General features: G+C 67.3%; 15 protein-coding genes. 7 read left to right on the plus strand and 8 right to left on the minus strand.

Features of this window, described 5'->3' with window-relative positions; all coding sequences use genetic code 11:
* Window positions 1–45: 45 nt before the first annotated feature.
* Genes gap through ppc form a run of 5 tightly spaced genes read left to right on the plus strand, consistent with a single transcriptional unit; the run spans window position 46 to window position 6,235 of the window.
* The gene (gene gap, locus EL337_RS12615) at window positions 46–1,068 is read left to right on the plus strand and encodes a type I glyceraldehyde-3-phosphate dehydrogenase (protein ID WP_048631354.1); all 1,023 of its coding nucleotides are present in this window, start codon (window positions 46–48) and stop codon (window positions 1,066–1,068) included.
* Window positions 1,069–1,073: 5 nt separating this feature from the next.
* On the plus strand, window positions 1,074–2,297 hold the full coding sequence (locus EL337_RS12620; RefSeq protein ID WP_048631355.1) for a phosphoglycerate kinase: 1,224 nt from the start codon (window positions 1,074–1,076) through the stop codon (window positions 2,295–2,297).
* 29 nt (window positions 2,298–2,326) lie between these two features.
* Window positions 2,327–3,112 (plus strand): triose-phosphate isomerase, encoded by a 786-nt coding sequence (gene tpiA, locus EL337_RS12625; RefSeq protein ID WP_048631356.1) that lies wholly within the window; start codon window positions 2,327–2,329, stop codon window positions 3,110–3,112.
* Between the two features lie 30 nt (window positions 3,113–3,142).
* Window positions 3,143–3,379 carry a preprotein translocase subunit SecG gene (gene secG, locus EL337_RS12630; protein ID WP_048631357.1) on the plus strand — a complete coding sequence of 79 codons (237 nt, stop codon included), beginning with the start codon at window positions 3,143–3,145 and terminating at the stop codon, window positions 3,377–3,379.
* 51 nt (window positions 3,380–3,430) lie between these two features.
* Window positions 3,431–6,235, plus strand: a complete 2,805-nt coding sequence (gene ppc / locus EL337_RS12635) for a phosphoenolpyruvate carboxylase (RefSeq protein WP_048631358.1) — start codon at window positions 3,431–3,433, stop codon at window positions 6,233–6,235.
* Here the strand turns inward: ppc and EL337_RS12640 are convergent.
* The 3 genes from EL337_RS12640 to EL337_RS28740 form a co-directional block, all read right to left on the minus strand.
* Window positions 6,210–7,505 (minus strand): cytochrome P450 family protein, encoded by a 1,296-nt coding sequence (locus tag EL337_RS12640; RefSeq protein WP_048631359.1) that lies wholly within the window; start codon window positions 7,503–7,505, stop codon window positions 6,210–6,212. The genes ppc and EL337_RS12640 overlap by 26 nt on opposite strands.
* On the minus strand, window positions 7,502–7,876 hold the full coding sequence (locus EL337_RS12645; protein WP_048631360.1) for a hypothetical protein: 375 nt from the start codon (window positions 7,874–7,876) through the stop codon (window positions 7,502–7,504). The genes EL337_RS12640 and EL337_RS12645 overlap by 4 nt, the downstream gene beginning before the upstream one ends.
* Window positions 7,877–8,247: 371 nt before the next feature.
* Window positions 8,248–8,802, minus strand: coding sequence for a hypothetical protein (locus tag EL337_RS28740; protein WP_157866299.1), 555 nt, complete (start codon window positions 8,800–8,802; stop codon window positions 8,248–8,250).
* A gap of 309 nt (window positions 8,803–9,111) precedes the next feature.
* Here EL337_RS28740 and EL337_RS12655 point away from each other — a divergent pair, with 309 nt between their 5' ends.
* A complete protein-coding gene (locus EL337_RS12655; protein ID WP_048631361.1) occupies window positions 9,112–9,513 on the plus strand; it encodes a DUF6632 domain-containing protein in 402 nt (133 codons plus the stop codon).
* Here EL337_RS12655 and pgl read toward each other — a convergent pair.
* The 5 genes from pgl to tkt all read right to left on the minus strand — a co-directional run bounded on the left by pgl (window position 9,510) and on the right by tkt (window position 16,017).
* Window positions 9,510–10,241 (minus strand): 6-phosphogluconolactonase, encoded by a 732-nt coding sequence (pgl, locus tag EL337_RS12660; RefSeq protein ID WP_048631362.1) that lies wholly within the window; start codon window positions 10,239–10,241, stop codon window positions 9,510–9,512. The two genes, EL337_RS12655 and pgl, sit on opposite strands and share 4 nt — an antisense overlap.
* Window positions 10,238–11,149 (minus strand): glucose-6-phosphate dehydrogenase assembly protein OpcA, encoded by a 912-nt coding sequence (gene opcA / locus EL337_RS12665; RefSeq protein WP_048631363.1) that lies wholly within the window; start codon window positions 11,147–11,149, stop codon window positions 10,238–10,240. The genes pgl and opcA overlap by 4 nt, the downstream gene beginning before the upstream one ends.
* Window positions 11,149–12,696: a glucose-6-phosphate dehydrogenase gene (gene zwf / locus EL337_RS12670; protein ID WP_048631364.1), complete on the minus strand. Its 1,548-nt coding sequence runs from the start codon at window positions 12,694–12,696 to the stop codon at window positions 11,149–11,151. Before zwf ends, opcA begins: the two co-directional genes overlap by 1 nt.
* Before the next feature lie 84 nt (window positions 12,697–12,780).
* Window positions 12,781–13,896, minus strand: coding sequence for a transaldolase (gene tal / locus EL337_RS12675; protein ID WP_048631365.1), 1,116 nt, complete (start codon window positions 13,894–13,896; stop codon window positions 12,781–12,783).
* A gap of 30 nt (window positions 13,897–13,926) precedes the next feature.
* Window positions 13,927–16,017, minus strand: coding sequence for a transketolase (gene tkt / locus EL337_RS12680; RefSeq protein ID WP_048631552.1), 2,091 nt, complete (start codon window positions 16,015–16,017; stop codon window positions 13,927–13,929).
* A gap of 199 nt (window positions 16,018–16,216) precedes the next feature.
* Between tkt and EL337_RS12685 the strand changes: the two genes are divergently transcribed.
* Window positions 16,217–17,158 carry a heme o synthase gene (locus EL337_RS12685; protein ID WP_048631366.1) on the plus strand — a complete coding sequence of 314 codons (942 nt, stop codon included), beginning with the start codon at window positions 16,217–16,219 and terminating at the stop codon, window positions 17,156–17,158.

The raw sequence follows: 17,158 nt of genomic DNA on the forward strand, positions 1-17,158 counted from the left end.
AGGTCGGCGATCTAAGGCGCAGTTCAACAGATAGAGGAGACAGACGTGACGATCCGGGTAGGCGTGAACGGCTTCGGCCGCATCGGACGCAACTTCTTCCGCGCGCTGGACGCGCAGAAGGCCGAAGGCAAGAACACCGACATCGAGATCGTGGCGGTCAACGACCTCACCGATAACGCCTCGTTGGCGCACCTGCTCAAATTCGACTCGATCCTCGGCCGGCTGCCCTACGACGTCAGCCTCGAGGGCGACGACACCATCGTCGTCGGCAACGTCAAGATCAAGGCACTCGAGGTCAAGGAAGGGCCCTCGGCCCTGCCCTGGGGCGACCTCGGTGTCGACGTCGTCGTCGAGTCCACCGGCATCTTCACCGCCCGCGCCAAGGCGCAGGGCCACCTCGACGCCGGCGCCAAGAAGGTCATCATCTCGGCGCCTGCCAGCGACGAGGACATCACCATCGTGCTCGGCGTCAACGACGACAAGTACGACGGCAGCCAGAACATCATCTCCAACGCCTCGTGCACCACGAACTGTCTCGGCCCGCTGGCCAAGGTGCTCAACGACGAGTTCGGCATCGTCAAGGGCCTGATGACCACCGTGCACGCCTACACGCAGGACCAGAACCTGCAGGACGGTCCGCATAAGGATCTGCGCCGCGCCCGCGCCGCCGCGCTCAACATCGTGCCCACGTCCACCGGTGCCGCCAAGGCGATCGGCCTGGTACTGCCCGAGCTCAAGGGCAAGCTGGACGGCTACGCGTTGCGGGTACCGATCCCCACCGGCTCGTGCACCGACCTGACGGCCGAGCTGGCGAAGCCGGGCACCGCCGCCGAGATCAACGCGGCCATGAAGGCGGCGGCCGACGGACCCCTCAAGGGCATTCTCAAGTACTACGACGCACCCATCGTCTCCAGCGACATCGTCACCGATCCGCACAGCTCGATCTTCGACGCGGGCCTGACCAAGGTCATCGACAATCAGGCCAAGGTCGTCTCCTGGTACGACAACGAGTGGGGCTACTCCAACCGTCTCGTGGACCTGGTCGGCCTCGTCGGTAAGTCGCTCTAAGTCCGATGGGGATCAAGTCACTGTCCGACCTTCTCTCCGAGGGCGTAGCGGGGCGGGGCGTGCTGGTGCGCTCCGACCTGAACGTCCCCCTCGATGACGACGGCCACATTTCCGACCCGGGCCGCATCATCGCTTCCGTGCCGACGCTGAAAGCGTTGAGCGACGCCGGCGCCAAGGTCGTCGTCACCGCGCACCTCGGCAGGCCCAAAGGCGAGCCGGATCCCAAGTTCTCGCTCGCCCCGGTCGCCAAAGCGCTGAGCGAGCAGCTGGGACGGCACGTCCAGCTGGCCGGCGACGTCGTCGGCAGCGACGCACTGGCCCGATCCGAAGGGCTGACCGACGGCGACATCCTGCTGCTGGAGAACATCCGCTTCGACGCCCGCGAGACCAGCAAGGACGACGCGGAACGGGCCAAGCTGGCGAAAGCGCTCGTCGAGCTCGTCGACTCACCCGGTGGGCCGACGCCGGCGTTCGTGTCCGACGGGTTCGGTGTGGTGCACCGCAAGCAGGCATCGGTGTATGACGTCGCCACCCTGCTGCCGCACTACGCGGGCATCCTGGTCGACGCCGAGATCAAGGTGCTGGCACAGCTGACCGAGGCAGACGAGCGTCCCTACGCGGTGGTGCTGGGCGGCTCCAAGGTGTCGGACAAGCTCGCGGTGATCGAGAGCCTGGCGACCAAGGCCGACAGTCTGATCATCGGCGGCGGGATGTGCTTCACCTTCCTTGCTGCACAGGGCTTTTCGGTGGGCGGCTCGCTGCTCGAAGAGAGCATGATCGACACGTGTCGCAAGCTGCTCGACACCTACGCCGACGTGTTGCATCTGCCGGTCGACATCGTGGTGGCCGAGAAGTTCGCCGCCGACTCACCGGCCGAGACGGTGGCCGCGGACAAGATCCCCGACGGCAAGATGGGCCTCGACATCGGCCCGGAATCGGTGAAGCGGTTCGCCGCGCTGCTGTCGAACGCCAAGACGGTGTTCTGGAACGGCCCGATGGGCGTGTTCGAGTTCCCGGCGTTCGCGGCGGGCACCAAGGGCGTCGCCGAGGCGATCATCGGAGCCACCGCCAAGGGCGCGTTCAGCGTCGTCGGCGGCGGCGACTCGGCCGCCGCGGTGCGTCAGCTCGGTCTGCCCGACGACGGTTTCTCGCACATTTCCACCGGTGGCGGGGCGTCGCTGGAATACCTTGAGGGCAAAGAGCTGCCCGGTATCCGAGTACTCGAGTAGTCCCGACCTCCACAACCTAGGAGTCCCTCTTGTCCCGTAAGCCGCTGATCGCCGGCAACTGGAAGATGAACCTGAACCACTTCGAGGCGATCGCGTTGGTGCAGAAGATCGCGTTCTCGTTGCCGGACAAGTACTTCGACAAGGTCGACGTCACCGTCCTACCGCCGTTCACCGATCTGCGGAGCGTGCAGACGCTGGTCGACGGCGACAAGCTGCGGCTCACCTACGGTGCCCAGGACGTGTCCCAGCACGACTCCGGCGCGTACACCGGTGAGATCAGCGGGGCGTTCCTGGCCAAGCTCGGATGCACGTTCGCCGTGGTCGGGCACTCGGAGCGGCGGACGTACCACAACGAGGACGACGGCCTCGTCGCCGCGAAGGCGCTCGCCGCGTTCAAGCACGGGCTGACCCCGATCGTGTGCATCGGCGAGCAGCTGGAGGTGCGTGAGGCCGGAAATCACGTCGACTTCAATGTGAACTCGCTGCGGGGCTCGGTGGCGGGGCTGTCGGCCGAGCAGATCGGCCAGGCCGTCATCGCCTACGAGCCGGTCTGGGCGATCGGCACCGGCCGGGTCGCCAGTGCCGCCGACGCGCAGGAAGTGTGTAAGGCGATCAGGGACGAACTGGGGAACCTCGCCTCGCCCGAGATCGCCGCGGGCGTACGGGTGCTCTACGGCGGCTCGGTGAACGCCAAGAACGTCGGCGAGATCGTCGGACAGGCCGATGTGGACGGCGCACTGGTCGGCGGTGCGTCGCTGGACGGCGAGCAGTTCGCCACGCTGTCGGCCATCGCGGCCGGCGGTCCGCTTCCGTGACAGGCGGCCCCGACCTGTAGTCTGGCGGCCATGCAATTGGCTCTGCAGATCACCCTGGTCATCACCAGTGTGCTGATCGTGCTCCTGGTCCTGCTGCATCGCGCCAAGGGTGGCGGTCTGTCCAGCCTGTTCGGCGGCGGTGTGCAGTCCAGCCTGTCCGGTTCCACCGTGGTGGAGAAGAACCTCGACCGGGTGACGATGTTCGTCACGGGCATCTGGGTCGTCTCCATCGTCGGCATGGCTCTGTCCATCAAGTACGGCGTCTAGCCACTCGGGCCACGTTCTGCGGGGCCGACAGGCAACCCGGATACTTGGGGCATGGCTCAGGCACCCGACACCACCCTTGAACCGTTCGGAGCCGTCCAGCGCACCCAGGTCGGTCGGGAAGCCACCGAACCGATGCGCGAGGACATTCGGTTACTGGGCACCATCCTCGGAGACACCGTCCGCGAGCAGAACGGCGACGAGGTATTCGACCTCGTCGAACGCGCCCGGGTCGAAGCCTTCCGGGTGCGTCGCTCCGAGATCGACCGCGCGGACCTGGCCGAGCTGTTCCGCGACGTCGACGTCCATCGGGCGATCCCGGTCATCCGCGCATTCACGCATTTCGCGCTGCTGGCCAACGTGGCCGAGGACATCCACCGGGAGCGGCGCCGCGCGATCCACCAGAAGAAGGACGCACCGCCGCAGAACAGCAGTCTCGCCGCCACGTATCTGAAGCTCGACACCGCCGATCTGGACCCGGACACCGTGGCCGACGCGCTGGTCGGGGCGCTGGTCTCCCCGGTGATCACCGCGCACCCGACCGAGACGCGACGCCGCACCGTGTTCGACACCCAGCACCGCATCACCGAGCTGATGCGTCTTCGGCTGCACGGCCACAGCACGACGGGCGACGGCCGTGATGTCGAACACGAACTTCGTCGCCATATCCTCACGCTGTGGCAGACCGCGCTGATCCGGTTGTCCCGCTTGAAGATCCAGGACGAGATCGAGACCGGCCTGCGCTACTACCAGGCGGCGTTCTTCGAGGTGATCCCCCAGGTCAACGCCGAGGTGCGGGCGGCGCTGCAGGCACGCTGGCCGGAGGCCAATGTGCTGGCAGATCCGATCCTGAGGCCCGGTTCGTGGATCGGCGGTGATCGCGACGGCAACCCCAACGTCACGGCCGAGGTGGTCCGGCTCGCCACCGGCAGCGCCGCATACACCGCGATCTCGCACTACTTCGTCGAGCTCACTGCGCTGGAGCAGGAGCTCTCGATGTCGGTGCGGCTGGTGCACACCAGCGACGCGCTGGCCGCACTGGCCGACGCCTGCCACGAGCCTGCCCGCGCCGACGAACCGTACCGCCGTGCGCTGCGCGTCGCGCATGCACGCCTGACCGCGACCGCACGGCAGATCCTGGACCGGCAACCCGAGCACGAACTCGATCTCGGCATGGACCCCTACGTCGAACCGGGTGAACTGCTCGACGACCTCGACGCCATCGACGAGTCACTGCGGGCCAACGGCAGCGCCGTACTGGCCGACGACAGGTTGGCGCGACTGCGGGAAGCCGTGCGCGTCTTCGGGTTTCACCTGTCCGGGCTGGATCTGCGCCAGAACTCCGACGTGCACGAAGAGGTCATCGCCGAGCTGTTGGCGTGGGCGGGGGTGCATCCGGACTATGCGTCGCTGAGCGAGGACGAGCGTGTCGAGATCCTGGCGGCCGAGCTGGCGACGCGGCGTCCGCTGACCGGTCCGGCGGCGCAACTGTCCGAGCTCGCCCGCAAGGAGCTCGATATCGTGGCCGCCGCTGCGCGGGCGGTGCACGTGTTCGGGCCGCAGGCGGTGCCGAACTACATCATCTCGATGTGCCAGTCCGTGTCGGACATGCTCGAGGCCGCGATCCTGCTCAAGGAGGCGGGCCTGCTGGACGCGTCGGCCGAGGAACCGTATGCACCTGTCGGGATCGTGCCGTTGTTCGAGACCATCGACGATCTTCAGCGTGGTTCCGCGATTCTCGAAGCGGTGCTGGACCTTCCGCTGTACCGGGCCGTGGTCGCGGCCCGCGGTGACAGCCAGGAGGTGATGCTCGGCTACTCGGACTCGAACAAGGACGGCGGCTACCTGGCCGCGAACTGGGCGCTGTACCGCGCGGAGCTCGACCTGGTGGAGTCGGCCCGCAAGACCGGGATCCGGCTGCGGTTGTTCCACGGCCGTGGCGGCACCGTCGGCCGTGGTGGCGGCCCGAGCTACGACGCCATTCTCGCCCAGCCGCCCGGCGCGGTGCGGGGCTCGCTGCGCATCACCGAGCAGGGCGAGATCATCGCCGCGAAGTACGCCGAACCGCGGATCGCGCACCGCAATCTGGAGACGCTGGTCGCGGCCACGCTCGAGTCGACGCTGCTCGATGTCGAGGGCCTCGGTGACGCGGCCGAACCGGCCTATGAGGTGCTCGACGATCTTGCGGCGCGGGCGCAGCGCGCCTACTCCGACCTCGTGCACGAGACCCCGGGTTTTGTGGAGTACTTCAAGGCGTCGACGCCGGTCAGCGAGATCGGGGCGCTGAACATCGGCAGCAGGCCCACCTCGCGCAAGCCGACGACGTCGATCTCGGATCTGCGGGCCATTCCGTGGGTGCTGGCGTGGAGCCAGTCGCGGGTGATGCTGCCGGGCTGGTACGGCACCGGGACCGCGTTCGAGGAGTACATCGGGGAAGGTCCGGACAGGGAAGCCCGGCTGGAGGTGCTGCAGGACCTTTACCGGCGCTGGCCTTTCTTCGCCACGGTGCTGTCGAACATGGCTCAGGTGCTGGCGAAATCGGATCTGGGTCTGGCTGCCCGCTACGCCGAGCTCGTCGAGGACGAAGCGCTGCGCCGGCGGGTGTTCGACAAGATCGCCGACGAACACGAGCGCACGATCCGGATGCACAAACTGATCACCGGCCAGGACGACCTGTTGGCCGACAACCCGTCGCTGGCCCGGTCGGTGTTCAACCGCTTCCCATACCTGGAGCCGCTCAACCATTTACAGGTGGAGCTGCTACGGCGTTACCGGTCGGGTGACGACGACGAACTCGTCCAGCGCGGCATTCTGCTGACGATGAGCGGGCTGGCTACCGCACTGCGCAATAGCGGATAGCGCAGGGATCTGCGGCCCGTGCCACTCCGCCGATCTGGGCGGCGACCGGCCGCGGATAGCTGGTCCAGCCCGGCGTCATGTCGTAGCGGCCCAGCAGATACGTCATGGCGGTGGACATGGCGGTCAGCGAGAAGGGTTGCGCGGGGCAGGAATGCCTGCCGTGACCGAACGTGGTGACCAGGGTGGGCGACAGCAGCCCGGCACGCTCTCGGAGCCGGTGGCCCTGCCATCGGTCGGGACGCCATTGACCCAACTCCGTGGTGGCCGAGGTGTTGAGCAGCGGCAGCAGCGTGGCGACCGTCCATCCCGGCGGAACCCGGTAGGTCACCGCGCCGGTGTCGAGGTCCACGGGCTCCAGCACGGTTCGCGCCATGATCGAGCGTTGCGCCAGCCGGATGCTTTCCAGCGCACACTTCTGCGTCCACTCCAGGTCGCCGTCGGCGACGCGGGCGCCATCGGCCGGGTGTGTGAGGAGATCGACGAGGGCCCAACCCAGGGCGGCCATCAGGTTCGACATCGAGGCGATGTGGATGAGGGCCACGTCGAGCGCGATGCCGCGTAGCCGGCGCGCGGAGCTCTCGTCGGACCACGTGTCGACGATCCGGGCGAACAGCGATATGTCGTCACCGGCGGTCTCGCCGTGCCGGGTGATCGCAGATCCGATCACGTCGACGATGTCCTCCAGCGCCGCGTTCTCGGCCCGCTTGCCGCTCGCGGCGACGTCGGCCATCGTCTCGGGGTGAACGAACGCGTCCGCCCCGTCCAGGACGTCGAAGTCCCGCACCAGCCGTTCGAACGCGTCGCCCTCCGCTGAACCCGGGCCCGCCCACGAAGCCAGCCCCATCCGGTGGCCGAGCCGTCTGGTCAGGGCGAAGAGCTCCACGCTGCCCTCGCTGCCGAGTTCCGCGGCGGTCGAGTCGAGCGCCGTCGTCAGGTTGTCGAGATACCCGGCGACGTCGTCCCGGCGAAACAGAGATGTGGGCAATGTTCTTCTGCCGTCGAAGATCTCGTCGGGTAGCTTGCGGCGCAGCATCAGATAGTCCGCGACGCCCTTGCTGGCCATCTGTTCGGGCAGCGCGTAGAACGCTTCGACGCCGGCGGGGGAGAACGTGAACAGGTAGCGGTCGGTGCCGCTGTGGACGGCGAAGGTGTCGCCGTGGCGGCGGCGTGCGTCGCCGATCGCGGCCACCGCGTCGTCCACGGTCACATCCCACGGCAGGCCGGTGTCCTGCGCGTACGGCGGTGCGGGGGTGGGGACGCTGTCGGTCACAGGCCTGCGGAGCGGCGCACCTTGTCGATCGCTCCGCGCAGCACCTGCTCGGTGACTGCGATCGGCGTGATCACCGATTCGCCGATGCCGACGATCCGTTCGACGCGGTCGACGATGCCCTCCATCCGGTCGACCACACCGTGCAGGCGCGGGGCCAGCTCGTTGATCTGGTTGATGGTGTCGTTGAACCGTTCCAGGGTGGCGTCGAGATTGCCCGTGGAGCGGTTGAGGTCGTCCAGGGTGTCGCTCAGACCCTCGAGGATGGTGTCCACCTGCTCGACGGTGACGTCAGCGTTCAGCGCGGCCTGCGCGAGCTTCCTGATCCGCTCCCCACCTGTGCGCGGTGCCGGTCTGCCGCTCTTGTCTGCCATTCGGCCAGTATGACCCACGGGCTCGATGAGGTGGTGCAGATGCCCGAGTGAGTGTCCGCATGGCGTGTTGGTCGCCGGGCAGGATGGCCGGCCACCGCGATGACCGGCCAAAGGTGCTGCGCGTCCAGGGTATTCGTGGCTTGCATTGCCTGCCGACGGGGCACTTGCGGTTGCGCGTCCATCCTCGTCGTGGGCCGATGGAACCGTTCGCGCTCCGCGCACGTCTGATCTACATGTCGACTCGACAGTGCGACCGGGACCCGAGGCCGAGTGAGTCCCGGCTGGTAGAACGTGTCACCCAGTATGTGGCGGGGTACGCCGACGCCCGCGCCGCCGAGAGAGGGGGCGGGACCTCCGGATAGCCGTCTGGGTCACATCGAGCCAGGCATCCCCGACGGCATGGCCGGTATCGCTGGCATGGCAGGCATCGGGGGCGGCGCCATGACAGGTGGGGGCGCGATCACCGGTGGCGGCGTGATGGGTGGGGGCGCGATCACCGGCGGCGGCGTGATCGGCGGGGGCGCGATGACCGGCGGGGCTGCGGGCGGTAGTGGCGGCGGTGCTACCGCGGATGGCGGGGCCGGTATCGGCGGGGGAGGTGGCGGCGCGTACGGCCCGCCCTGACATATCGGGCTCAGCGGCTGGGAGATGCAGGCGGTATCCGACGGGCTGGTGGGCACGGTGTCGTACGGACCGCCCTGGCACACCGGCAGCTCCGGCGTCGCCGCGCACCGGGGGTCATCCGGGCTGGTGGGCGTGCCCGGATCGGGCACCTGCACGGGAATCGGTGCCACGGTCAGTCCGGACCACCCCGACGTCGCCGATGCCGGCCCGGCCGCACCCATCGCCGCCATTGCGGTCACCGCGCAGGCCAGGGCCGCACGAGTGATCGCGATCCGGATGCCCGGAGCCGCTGTCCAGTTCATCACCTGCTCCTCTGGCCGTACTGTCGATGCCACGCGTCGTGGTGTTTGCTGTATCGGGCACAGCCCCTCGATCGTCGCACGCATTCGCAGTACCGGCGCCGAAAAAGCGGAATTCCCGGACTTGGCGCGGGAGGGCGGCCAATCGGGCCGAACTCGCAGCGTAGGAGGGAGTCGGCCCCGTGAACCGGCATCGCCACGGTCGCGTGGCCGGCGTCCGTCGACGTCGATTGTGGTGAATGCGGCCTCCCGCCGCCTTATTGTCGCTGTAGTCGATTTGATAGCTCGCGACGGATGCGATGGGAGGGCGTAATGGCGTCCGGAACCCGATACCGATTACTTCAGATCGCGCTCGTCGTGTTCGGCGCGGTCATGCTGGTGCTCTACCCGCTGGCGGTGGTCTGGCCCTCGGGCTGGGCATGGCACCACGGGGCACCCCACGAGTCCGACTACTTCATGATGATCGTCGGCGTGTACGCGGTGCTGGGCATCTTCCTGTGCCTCGCGGCGCGTCGCCCCGAAGCGAATACGAGCCTGATCTGGTTCACGGTGTGGTCGAGCGTCGTCCATGCCGCGATCATGGCGGTGCAATCGTTCGGCGACGGGGGCCGGCACACCGGACACCTGTGGGGAGACGTGCCGGCGCTGCTGCTGGTGGCGGTGGTTCTGTCGGTGCTGGTCTCGTCGAGCCCCGAACGACGCAGCAGCAGTTAGAGTTTCGAGGCCGCGGCCTCGTCGAGCAGCCACACGGTGGCCTCGGACCCGACTGCTCCCGCCGCGGGGATGTCGACCGGGTCGGCGCCGCCCACGGCCGCGGCGACCGCGTCGGCTTTGCCCTCGCCGGACACGACCAGCCACACCTCGCGTGAACGGGCGATCGCGGGCAGTGTCAGCGTGACCCGCCGCGGTGGCGGCTTGGGGGAGTCGGTGACGCCCACGACCCACCGCTCGGTCTCCTTCACGGCGTCGGTGTCGGGGAACAACGAGTTGACGTGGCCCTCCGGGCCCATACCCAACAGGTGCACATCGAATCGGGGTCCGGTGGTCTGCATGTTCCCGATGACCACCTCGGAGTACCCCTGCGCGGCGGCCTCGAGGTCGTCACCGAACTCGCCGTCCGTCGCGGCGATCGCGTGCACGTTCGTGTCCGGAATGCCGACATGGTCGAGCAGCGCTTCGCGCGCCTGCTTGTCGTTGCGCTCATCGTCATCGGCGGGCACGAAGCGTTCGTCGCCCCAGTAGATGTGCACCTTGGCCCAGTCGATCTCGCCACTGCGCTCGCCGACCCGTTTCAGCAGGCCGATGCCGGTACCGCCGCCGGTGAGAACGATGGCCGCCTCACCGCGCGCGGCGACGGCGTCGAGGATGGCGCCCACCAGCCGATCCCCTGCGGCGGTGACCAGCGCCTCGGTATCCGGGTACTTCTCGATCGTCGGGGTCATCCGTACACCACCTTGTCCAGGCCTGCGAGCGCTTCGTGGTAGATCTCGTCGGGGTCGAGCCGCCGCATGTCCTCGGCCAGGCATTCCCGGGTCTCCCTGCGCGCCAACGGAACCAGAGCGTCCGGCTTGGCCGTGCGGGTGATCGTCGCGGTGATGCCGTCCTGCGGGCGGCTCAGGACGATGGTTTCGCTGGGGCGCACCAACTCGACCTTGAGTTCGCCGACCTCTCGCCGCACCTCGCCGTCGATGCGACTGGCCAGCCAGCCGGCCAGGATGTCCAGCGCGGGTTCGGTCTTCAGCCCCGACACCAGTGCCGAGGTCACCGGTTCGTGCGGTGCCTGGTCCACCGCCGATGTCAGCAACGCCCGCCAGTAGGTGATACGGCTCCAGGCCAGGTCGGTGTCACCGGAGGTGTATCCCTTGAGACGGCTCTTGATCGACTCGAGGGGATCGGGACCGTTCGTCGCATCCGTGATCCGGCGAATCGCCAGCCTGCCCAGGGGATCTTCGGCCGGGACGGCGGGCGCGACGTCGGGCCACCACGTCACCACGGGGGTGTCGGGCAGCAGGAACGGGGTCACCACGCTGCTGGCGTGCTTGGCGAGCGGTCCGGACAGGCGCAGGACCACCACCTCGTTGGCCCCGGCGTCCCTGCCGACCCGCAGCTGCGCGTCCAGCCGGGCTTCGCCGGCCAGCCGGTCACCGGGGGTCACCACGATGACCCGGCACGGATGTTCCCGGCTCGCCGCGTTGGCCGCCTCGATCGAATCCTCCAGCAGCGCTTCGGTATCCGGCGCGATGACCAGCGTCAGCACGCGGCCGAGGGTGATCGCACCCCCCTCTTCGCGCAGTGCCACGATCTTCTTGTTGATGACGTCGGTGGTGCTGTCGGGCAGGTCGACGATCATTACGGCCTTCTCCATTCGCGCCCGGTGCGGCGCAGCATCTCGAACGCCGACTCGGGACCCCAGGTGCCGGCCTCGTAGGTGTCCGGCTTGCCATGTGAGGCCCAGTACTCAAGCGCCGGGTCCAGGATCTTCCAGGCCAACTCGACTTCGGCGTTGACCGGGAACAGCGAGGGCTCACCGAGCAGAACGTCCAGGATCAGGCGCTCGTACGCCTCGGGGGAGTCTTCGGCGAAGGCGGACCCGTACGAGAAGTCCATGCTGACGTCGCGGACCTCCATCTGGTTTCCGGGAACCTTGGAGCCGAACCTCAGCGTGATGCCCTCGTCCGGCTGCACCCGGATCACCAGTGCGTTCTGACCCAGTTCTTCGGTCATGGTGGCGTCGAACGGAAGATGAGGTGCCCGCTTGAAGATCAGGGCGATCTCCGTCACCCGGCGACCCAGCCGCTTACCGGTGCGCAGGTAGAACGGGACGCCCGCCCACCGCCGAGTGTCCACATCCACGGTGATCGCCGCGAAGGTCTCGGTGGTCGAGTCCTTGGAGAACCCCTCCTCGTCGAGAAGGCCGACCACTTTCTCGCCGCCCTGCCAGCCCGCGGCGTATTGACCGCGGGAGGTGTTGAGGTCCAACGGTTCCGCGAGTTGGGTCGCCGAGAGCACCTTGATCTTCTCGGCCTGCAGCTCCGAGGGCTGGAAGCTGACCGGTTCCTCCATGGCGGTGAGCGCGAGCAGCTGCAGCAGATGATTCTGGATGACGTCGCGCGCGGCGCCGACTCCGTCGTAGTAGCCGCCTCGACCGCCGAGCCCGATGTCCTCGGCCATGGTGATCTGGACATGGTCTACGTAGTGGGCGTTCCAGATGGGTTCGAACATCTGGTTGGCGAAGCGCAGCGCCAGCAGGTTCTGGACGGTCTCCTTGCCGAGGTAGTGGTCGATGCGGAACACCGAGGACTCGGGGAAGACGCTGTTCACCAGATTGTTCAGGTCTTCGGCGCTGGACAGGTCGTGGCCGAACGGCTTCTCGATGATGACCCGGCTCCAGCACCCGTCCGGCTTCTCGGCCAACCCGGACTTGGACAGCTGCTCGAGTACCTGCGGGAACGCCTTCGGCGGGATCGACAGGTAGAACGCGTGATTGCCGCCGGTGCCGCGCTCGGCGTCGAGTTTCTGCAGCGTCTCGCTGAGTTGCTCGAAGGCCTTGTCGTCGTCGAAAGTGCCTTGGACGAACCGGAATCCCTCGGCCAGCCGGTCCCAGACCTCTTGCCGGAAAGGCGTGCGGGCGTGCTGCTTGACCGCGTCGTAGACGACCTTCGCGAAGTCCTCGTCGGCCCAGTCGCGACGGGCGAAGCCGATGAGCGAGAAGGTGGGCGACAGCAGCCCGCGGTTGGCCAGGTCATAGATCGCCGGCATCAGCTTCTTGCGGGCGAGATCGCCTGTCACACCGAAGATCACCACGCCGCAGGGGCCTGCGATCCGCGGCATCCGTTTGTCCCGCTTGTCTCGTAGCGGGTTCACCCAGTCCGGCGGAGTGCTGCTGCAGTCGCTCATCGTCTATCGCTCATCGTCTATCGCTCCTCGCGCAAGCGCTCGTCGTCGTATCGCTCTTCGCGCAAGCGCTCATCGGTGCGGACGTCACTTCTTTTCGTCGAGCTGGCCCTGGGTGGCTTCCAACAACTCCTGCCACGACTTCTCGAACTTCTCCACGCCCTCGTTCTCCAGTGCCAGGAACACGTCGGTCAGGTCGATTCCGATCGCGGAGAGCTGGTCGAAGATCTCCTGCGACTCGGCGGCGCGGCCGGTGATGGTGTCGCCGCTGATCACGCCGTGGTCGGCGACGGCGTCCATCGTCTTCTCCGGCATCGTGTTGACCGTGTTGGGAGCGACGAGCTCCGTCACGTACAGCGTGTCGGAGTAGTCGGGATTCTTTACGCCGGTCGAGGCCCACAGCGGACGTTGGACGCGGGCGCCGGAGGAGCTCAGGGCGGCGAAGCGGTCGCCGCCGAGGAAGACCTCTTCGTAGGCGGCGTAGGCGAGGCGGGCATTGGCCACACCGGCCTTCCCACGCAGAGCAAGCGCCTCGTCGGTGCCGATATCCTCCAGCCGCTTGTCGATCTCGGTGTCCACGCGGGAGACGAAGAACGATGCGACGGAATGGATACGGGACAGGTCGTGGCCGGCTTCCTTGGCCTTCTCCAGCCCTGCCAGGTAGGCGTCCATGACCAGGCGGTGCCGTTCCACCGAGAAGATCAGCGTCACGTTCACCGAGATGCCTTCGGCGATCACCGCGGTGATCGCGGGCAGGCCGGCCTCCGTCGCAGGGATCTTGATCAGCAGGTTGGGCCGGTCCACGATCTTCCACAGTTCGATGGCCTGCAGGATGGTCTTGTCGGTGTCGTGGGCGAGACGCGGATCGACTTCGATGGACACCCGGCCGTCCACGCCGTCGGAGAGCTCGTACTGCTTGGCGAGCACGTCGCAGGCGTTGCGCACGTCGTCGGTGGTCACGGTGCGGATGGTGGCGTCGACGTCGGCTCCGCGCTCGGCCAGTTCCTTGACCTGGGCGTCATAGGCGTCGCCCTTGGACAGGGCGGCCTGGAAGATCGACGGGTTGGTCGTGACGCCCACCACCGATTTGGTGTCGATGAGCTCCTGCAGGTTGCCGGTCTGCAGCCGGGTGCGGGACAGGTCGTCGAGCCATACCGATACACCTGCGGCGGCCAGAGCCGCGAGATTCGGGTTCTGCGTCATGTGAGGTCTCTTTTCGTTAGTCAGTTGGCTTCAGTTGGCAATGGTGCGTTCCGCTGCGGCGACCACTGCCTCTGGCGTGAAGCCGAATTCGCGGAACAACGTCTTGTCGTCGGCGGATTCGCCGTAGTGCTCGATCGAGATGATCTCGCCGGTGTCGCCGACGAGCTTGTACCAGCTTTGTGCGACGGCGGCCTCGACGGCGACCCGTGCCGACACGGTGGGCGGCAGTACCGAGTCGCGGTAGTCCTTGGGCTGCGATTCGAACCACTCGACGCATGGCATCGACACAACTGCCGCGGTGATGCCCTTCTCGGCCAGCTGCTTCTTCGCCTCGACTGCCAGCTGGAGTTCCGATCCAGTGCCGATGAGGATGACGTCGGCGCCGGTGGCGTCACCGCCGCCGAGCACGTATCCGCCCTTGGCGACGCCGTCGGCGTCGGTGCCTTCCAGAACCGGGATGCCCTGCCGGGTGAGAATGAAACCGACGGGACCGCTGCCGTTTCCGCGGGCCACGATGCTGCGCCAGGCGTACGCGGTTTCGTTGGGATCGCCGGGGCGGACCACCGAGAGGTTGGGGATCGCGCGCAGTGCCGCGAGGTGCTCGATGGGCTGGTGGGTGGGCCCGTCCTCACCGAGGCCGACGGAGTCGTGGGTCCAGATGTAGATGGTGTCGATGTCCATCAGCGACGCGAGGCGCACCGCCGGGCGCATGTAGTCGGAGAACTGCAGGAACGTGCCACCGAAGGCCCGCGTGGGACCGTGCAGCACGATGCCCGACAGGATCGAACCCATTGCGTGCTCACGGATGCCGAAGTGCAGCACCCGGCCGTACCAGTCGGCGGTGAAATCCTCGGTCGAGATCGAGGGTGGGCCGAACGACTTAACGCCCTTGATGGTGGTGTTGTTGCTGCCTGCCAGATCGGCCGAGCCACCCCACAGCTCGGGCAGCTTCGGGGCGACGTCGTTGAGCACCTGGCCGAACGCTGCGCGGGTGGCCACGGCCTTGGAGCCGGGCTCCCAGTAGGTGATGTCGGAGTCCCAGCCCTCGGGCAGCTCCTGGGCCGTCAGACGGTCGAGCAGCTTCTTACGCTCCGGCTCACGCTCTGCCCACGCGTCGAACTCGGGCTGCCATTTGTCGTGTGCGTCCTTGCCGCGCTTCTGCAGGCCCCGCGTGTGCTCGATGACCTCGTCGGTGACCTCGAAGGTCTTGTCGGGGTCGAACCCGAGGATCTTCTTCGTCGCGGCCACCTCGTCGTCACCGAGTGCCGACCCGTGGACGCCGCCGGTGTTCATCTTCGTCGGGGCGGGATAGCCGATGATGGTCCGGACCGAGATGAACGACGGCTTGTCGGTCACCTTCTTCGCCTCGGCGATGGCCTGTTCGATGCCGACGACGTTCTCCCCGCCCTCGACCTCCTGCACGTGCCAGCCGTACGCGCGGTAGCGCCCGGCGACATCCTCCGACAGCGCGATGTCGGTGTCGTGCTCGATCGAGATGTGGTTCTTGTCGTAGAAGACGATGAGGTTGCCCAGCTGCTGGGTCCCCGCCAGCGATGACGCCTCACTGGTCACGCCTTCTTCCATGTCACCGTCGGAGGCGATCACGTAGATGAAGTGGTCGAACGGGCTGGTGCCGGGGGCGGCGTCCGGGTCGAACAGGCCGCGCTCGTAGCGGGCGGCCATCGCCATGCCCACCGCGGAGGCCAGACCCTGCCCCAGGGGACCCGTGGTGATCTCCACACCGGGGGTGTGGCGGAACTCGGGGTGGCCCGGCGTCTTGGACTTGTATGTCCGCAGCGCTTCGATGTCGGACAGCTCGAGGCCGAAGCCGCCGAGATACAGCTGGATGTAGAGCGTCAGGCTGGAGTGCCCACAGGACAGGATGAAACGGTCACGCCCGATCCAGTGCACGTCGTTCGGGTCGTGGCGCATCTGTCGCTGGAACAGCGTGTATGCCAGTGGGGCGAGGCTCATCGCGGTACCGGGGTGGCCGTTGCCGACCTTCTGCACGGCGTCGGCGGCCAGCACCCGGACGGTGTCGACCGCCCGTGAATCCAGATCTGTCCAGTCGTCAGGGTGGTTGGGTCGGGTGAGGGAATTGATCTCTTCGACCGTGGTCACGAAATGCACTCCTTGGCTAGACGGGCGGTGGTGATCCGCTTCCACCACCCTAGTGTGGAACGCGCATTCGACGCAGAGGTCATCCCTGCGGATACCCATGATTCGACCCTGCAATTTCGAGCGACGACGACGGCGGTCTACCATCCTCTGTAGTAGATGCCCCCTGCGGGGCCCACGCCGGCGTTGAGGAGTTGGTTGCGTGAGAATTCGCGAAGGCCACCTCGTCAGCGATGCCGCTGAGGGGCCGATCGGATTCCGCACCCGTCTGCTGGGCTATGTGGGGCTGACCAAGCCGCGTGTGATCGAACTGCTGCTGGTGACCACCATCCCGGCCATGCTCCTGGCCAACCGGGGCACCGTGGACCCGCTGCTGATTCTCAACACCTTGATCGGCGGGCTGCTCGCGGCCGCGGGTGCCAACACGTTGAACTGTGTCGCCGATGCCGACATCGACAAGAAGATGAAGCGCACCGAGCGCCGCGCGCTGGCCCGCGCGACCGTGCCGCGCAGCCACGCACTCGTCTTCGGTCTGACGCTCTCGGTCGCCTCGTTCTTCTGGCTGTGGTGGACCACCAACATGCTCTCGGCGCACCTGGCCGGCGCCACCATCGCGTTCTACGTGCTGGTGTACACCCTGCTGCTCAAGCGCCGAACCTCGCAGAACGTGGTGTGGGGTGGGGCCGCCGGCTGCATGCCCGTGATGATCGGCTGGTCCGCGGTCACCGGGACGATCCAGTGGCCGGCTCTGGTGATGTTCCTGATCATCTTCTTCTGGACGCCGCCGCACACCTGGGCGCTGGCGATGCGCTACAAGGACGACTACGAGGCGGCCGGCGTGCCGATGCTGCCCGTGGTGGCCACCGAGCAGCAGGTCACCAAGCAGATCCTGATCTACACCTGGCTGACCGTCGTCGCGACGCTTGCGCTGGCGCTGACCACGGGCTGGCTGTACACCGCGGTGGCGATCCTGGCGGGCACCTGGTTCCTGGTCATGGCCCACCAGCTCTACGCGGGTGTGCGCCGCGGTGAACCGGTGAAGCCGCTCAAGCTGTTCCTGCAGTCCAACAACTACCTGGCCGTAGTCTTCTTGGCACTGGCCGTCGACTCGGCGCTGGCGCTGCCGACGCTGCTGCACGTCTGA

Source organism: Mycolicibacterium aurum (assembly GCF_900637195.1).
GTDB classification, from domain to species: Bacteria; Actinomycetota; Actinomycetes; order Mycobacteriales; family Mycobacteriaceae; genus Mycobacterium; species Mycobacterium aurum.

Bases quoted from the DNA above. Each gene is read 5' to 3' on its own strand.
- ppc (WP_048631358.1), top strand. From the start codon at position 3,431: ATGGCTCAGGCACCCGACACCACCCTTGAACCGTTCGGAGCCGTCCAG.
- EL337_RS12645 (WP_048631360.1), bottom strand. From the start codon at position 7,876: ATGGCAGACAAGAGCGGCAGACCGGCACCGCGCACAGGTGGGGAGCGG.
- EL337_RS12620 (WP_048631355.1), top strand. From the start codon at position 1,074: ATGGGGATCAAGTCACTGTCCGACCTTCTCTCCGAGGGCGTAGCGGGG.
- secG (WP_048631357.1), top strand. From the start codon at position 3,143: ATGCAATTGGCTCTGCAGATCACCCTGGTCATCACCAGTGTGCTGATC.
- pgl (WP_048631362.1), bottom strand. From the start codon at position 10,241: ATGACCCCGACGATCGAGAAGTACCCGGATACCGAGGCGCTGGTCACC.
- EL337_RS28740 (WP_157866299.1), bottom strand. From the start codon at position 8,802: ATGAACTGGACAGCGGCTCCGGGCATCCGGATCGCGATCACTCGTGCG.
- tal (WP_048631365.1), bottom strand. From the start codon at position 13,896: ATGACGCAGAACCCGAATCTCGCGGCTCTGGCCGCCGCAGGTGTATCG.
- zwf (WP_048631364.1), bottom strand. From the start codon at position 12,696: ATGAGCGACTGCAGCAGCACTCCGCCGGACTGGGTGAACCCGCTACGA.
- opcA (WP_048631363.1), bottom strand. From the start codon at position 11,149: ATGATCGTCGACCTGCCCGACAGCACCACCGACGTCATCAACAAGAAG.
- EL337_RS12655 (WP_048631361.1), top strand. From the start codon at position 9,112: ATGGCGTCCGGAACCCGATACCGATTACTTCAGATCGCGCTCGTCGTG.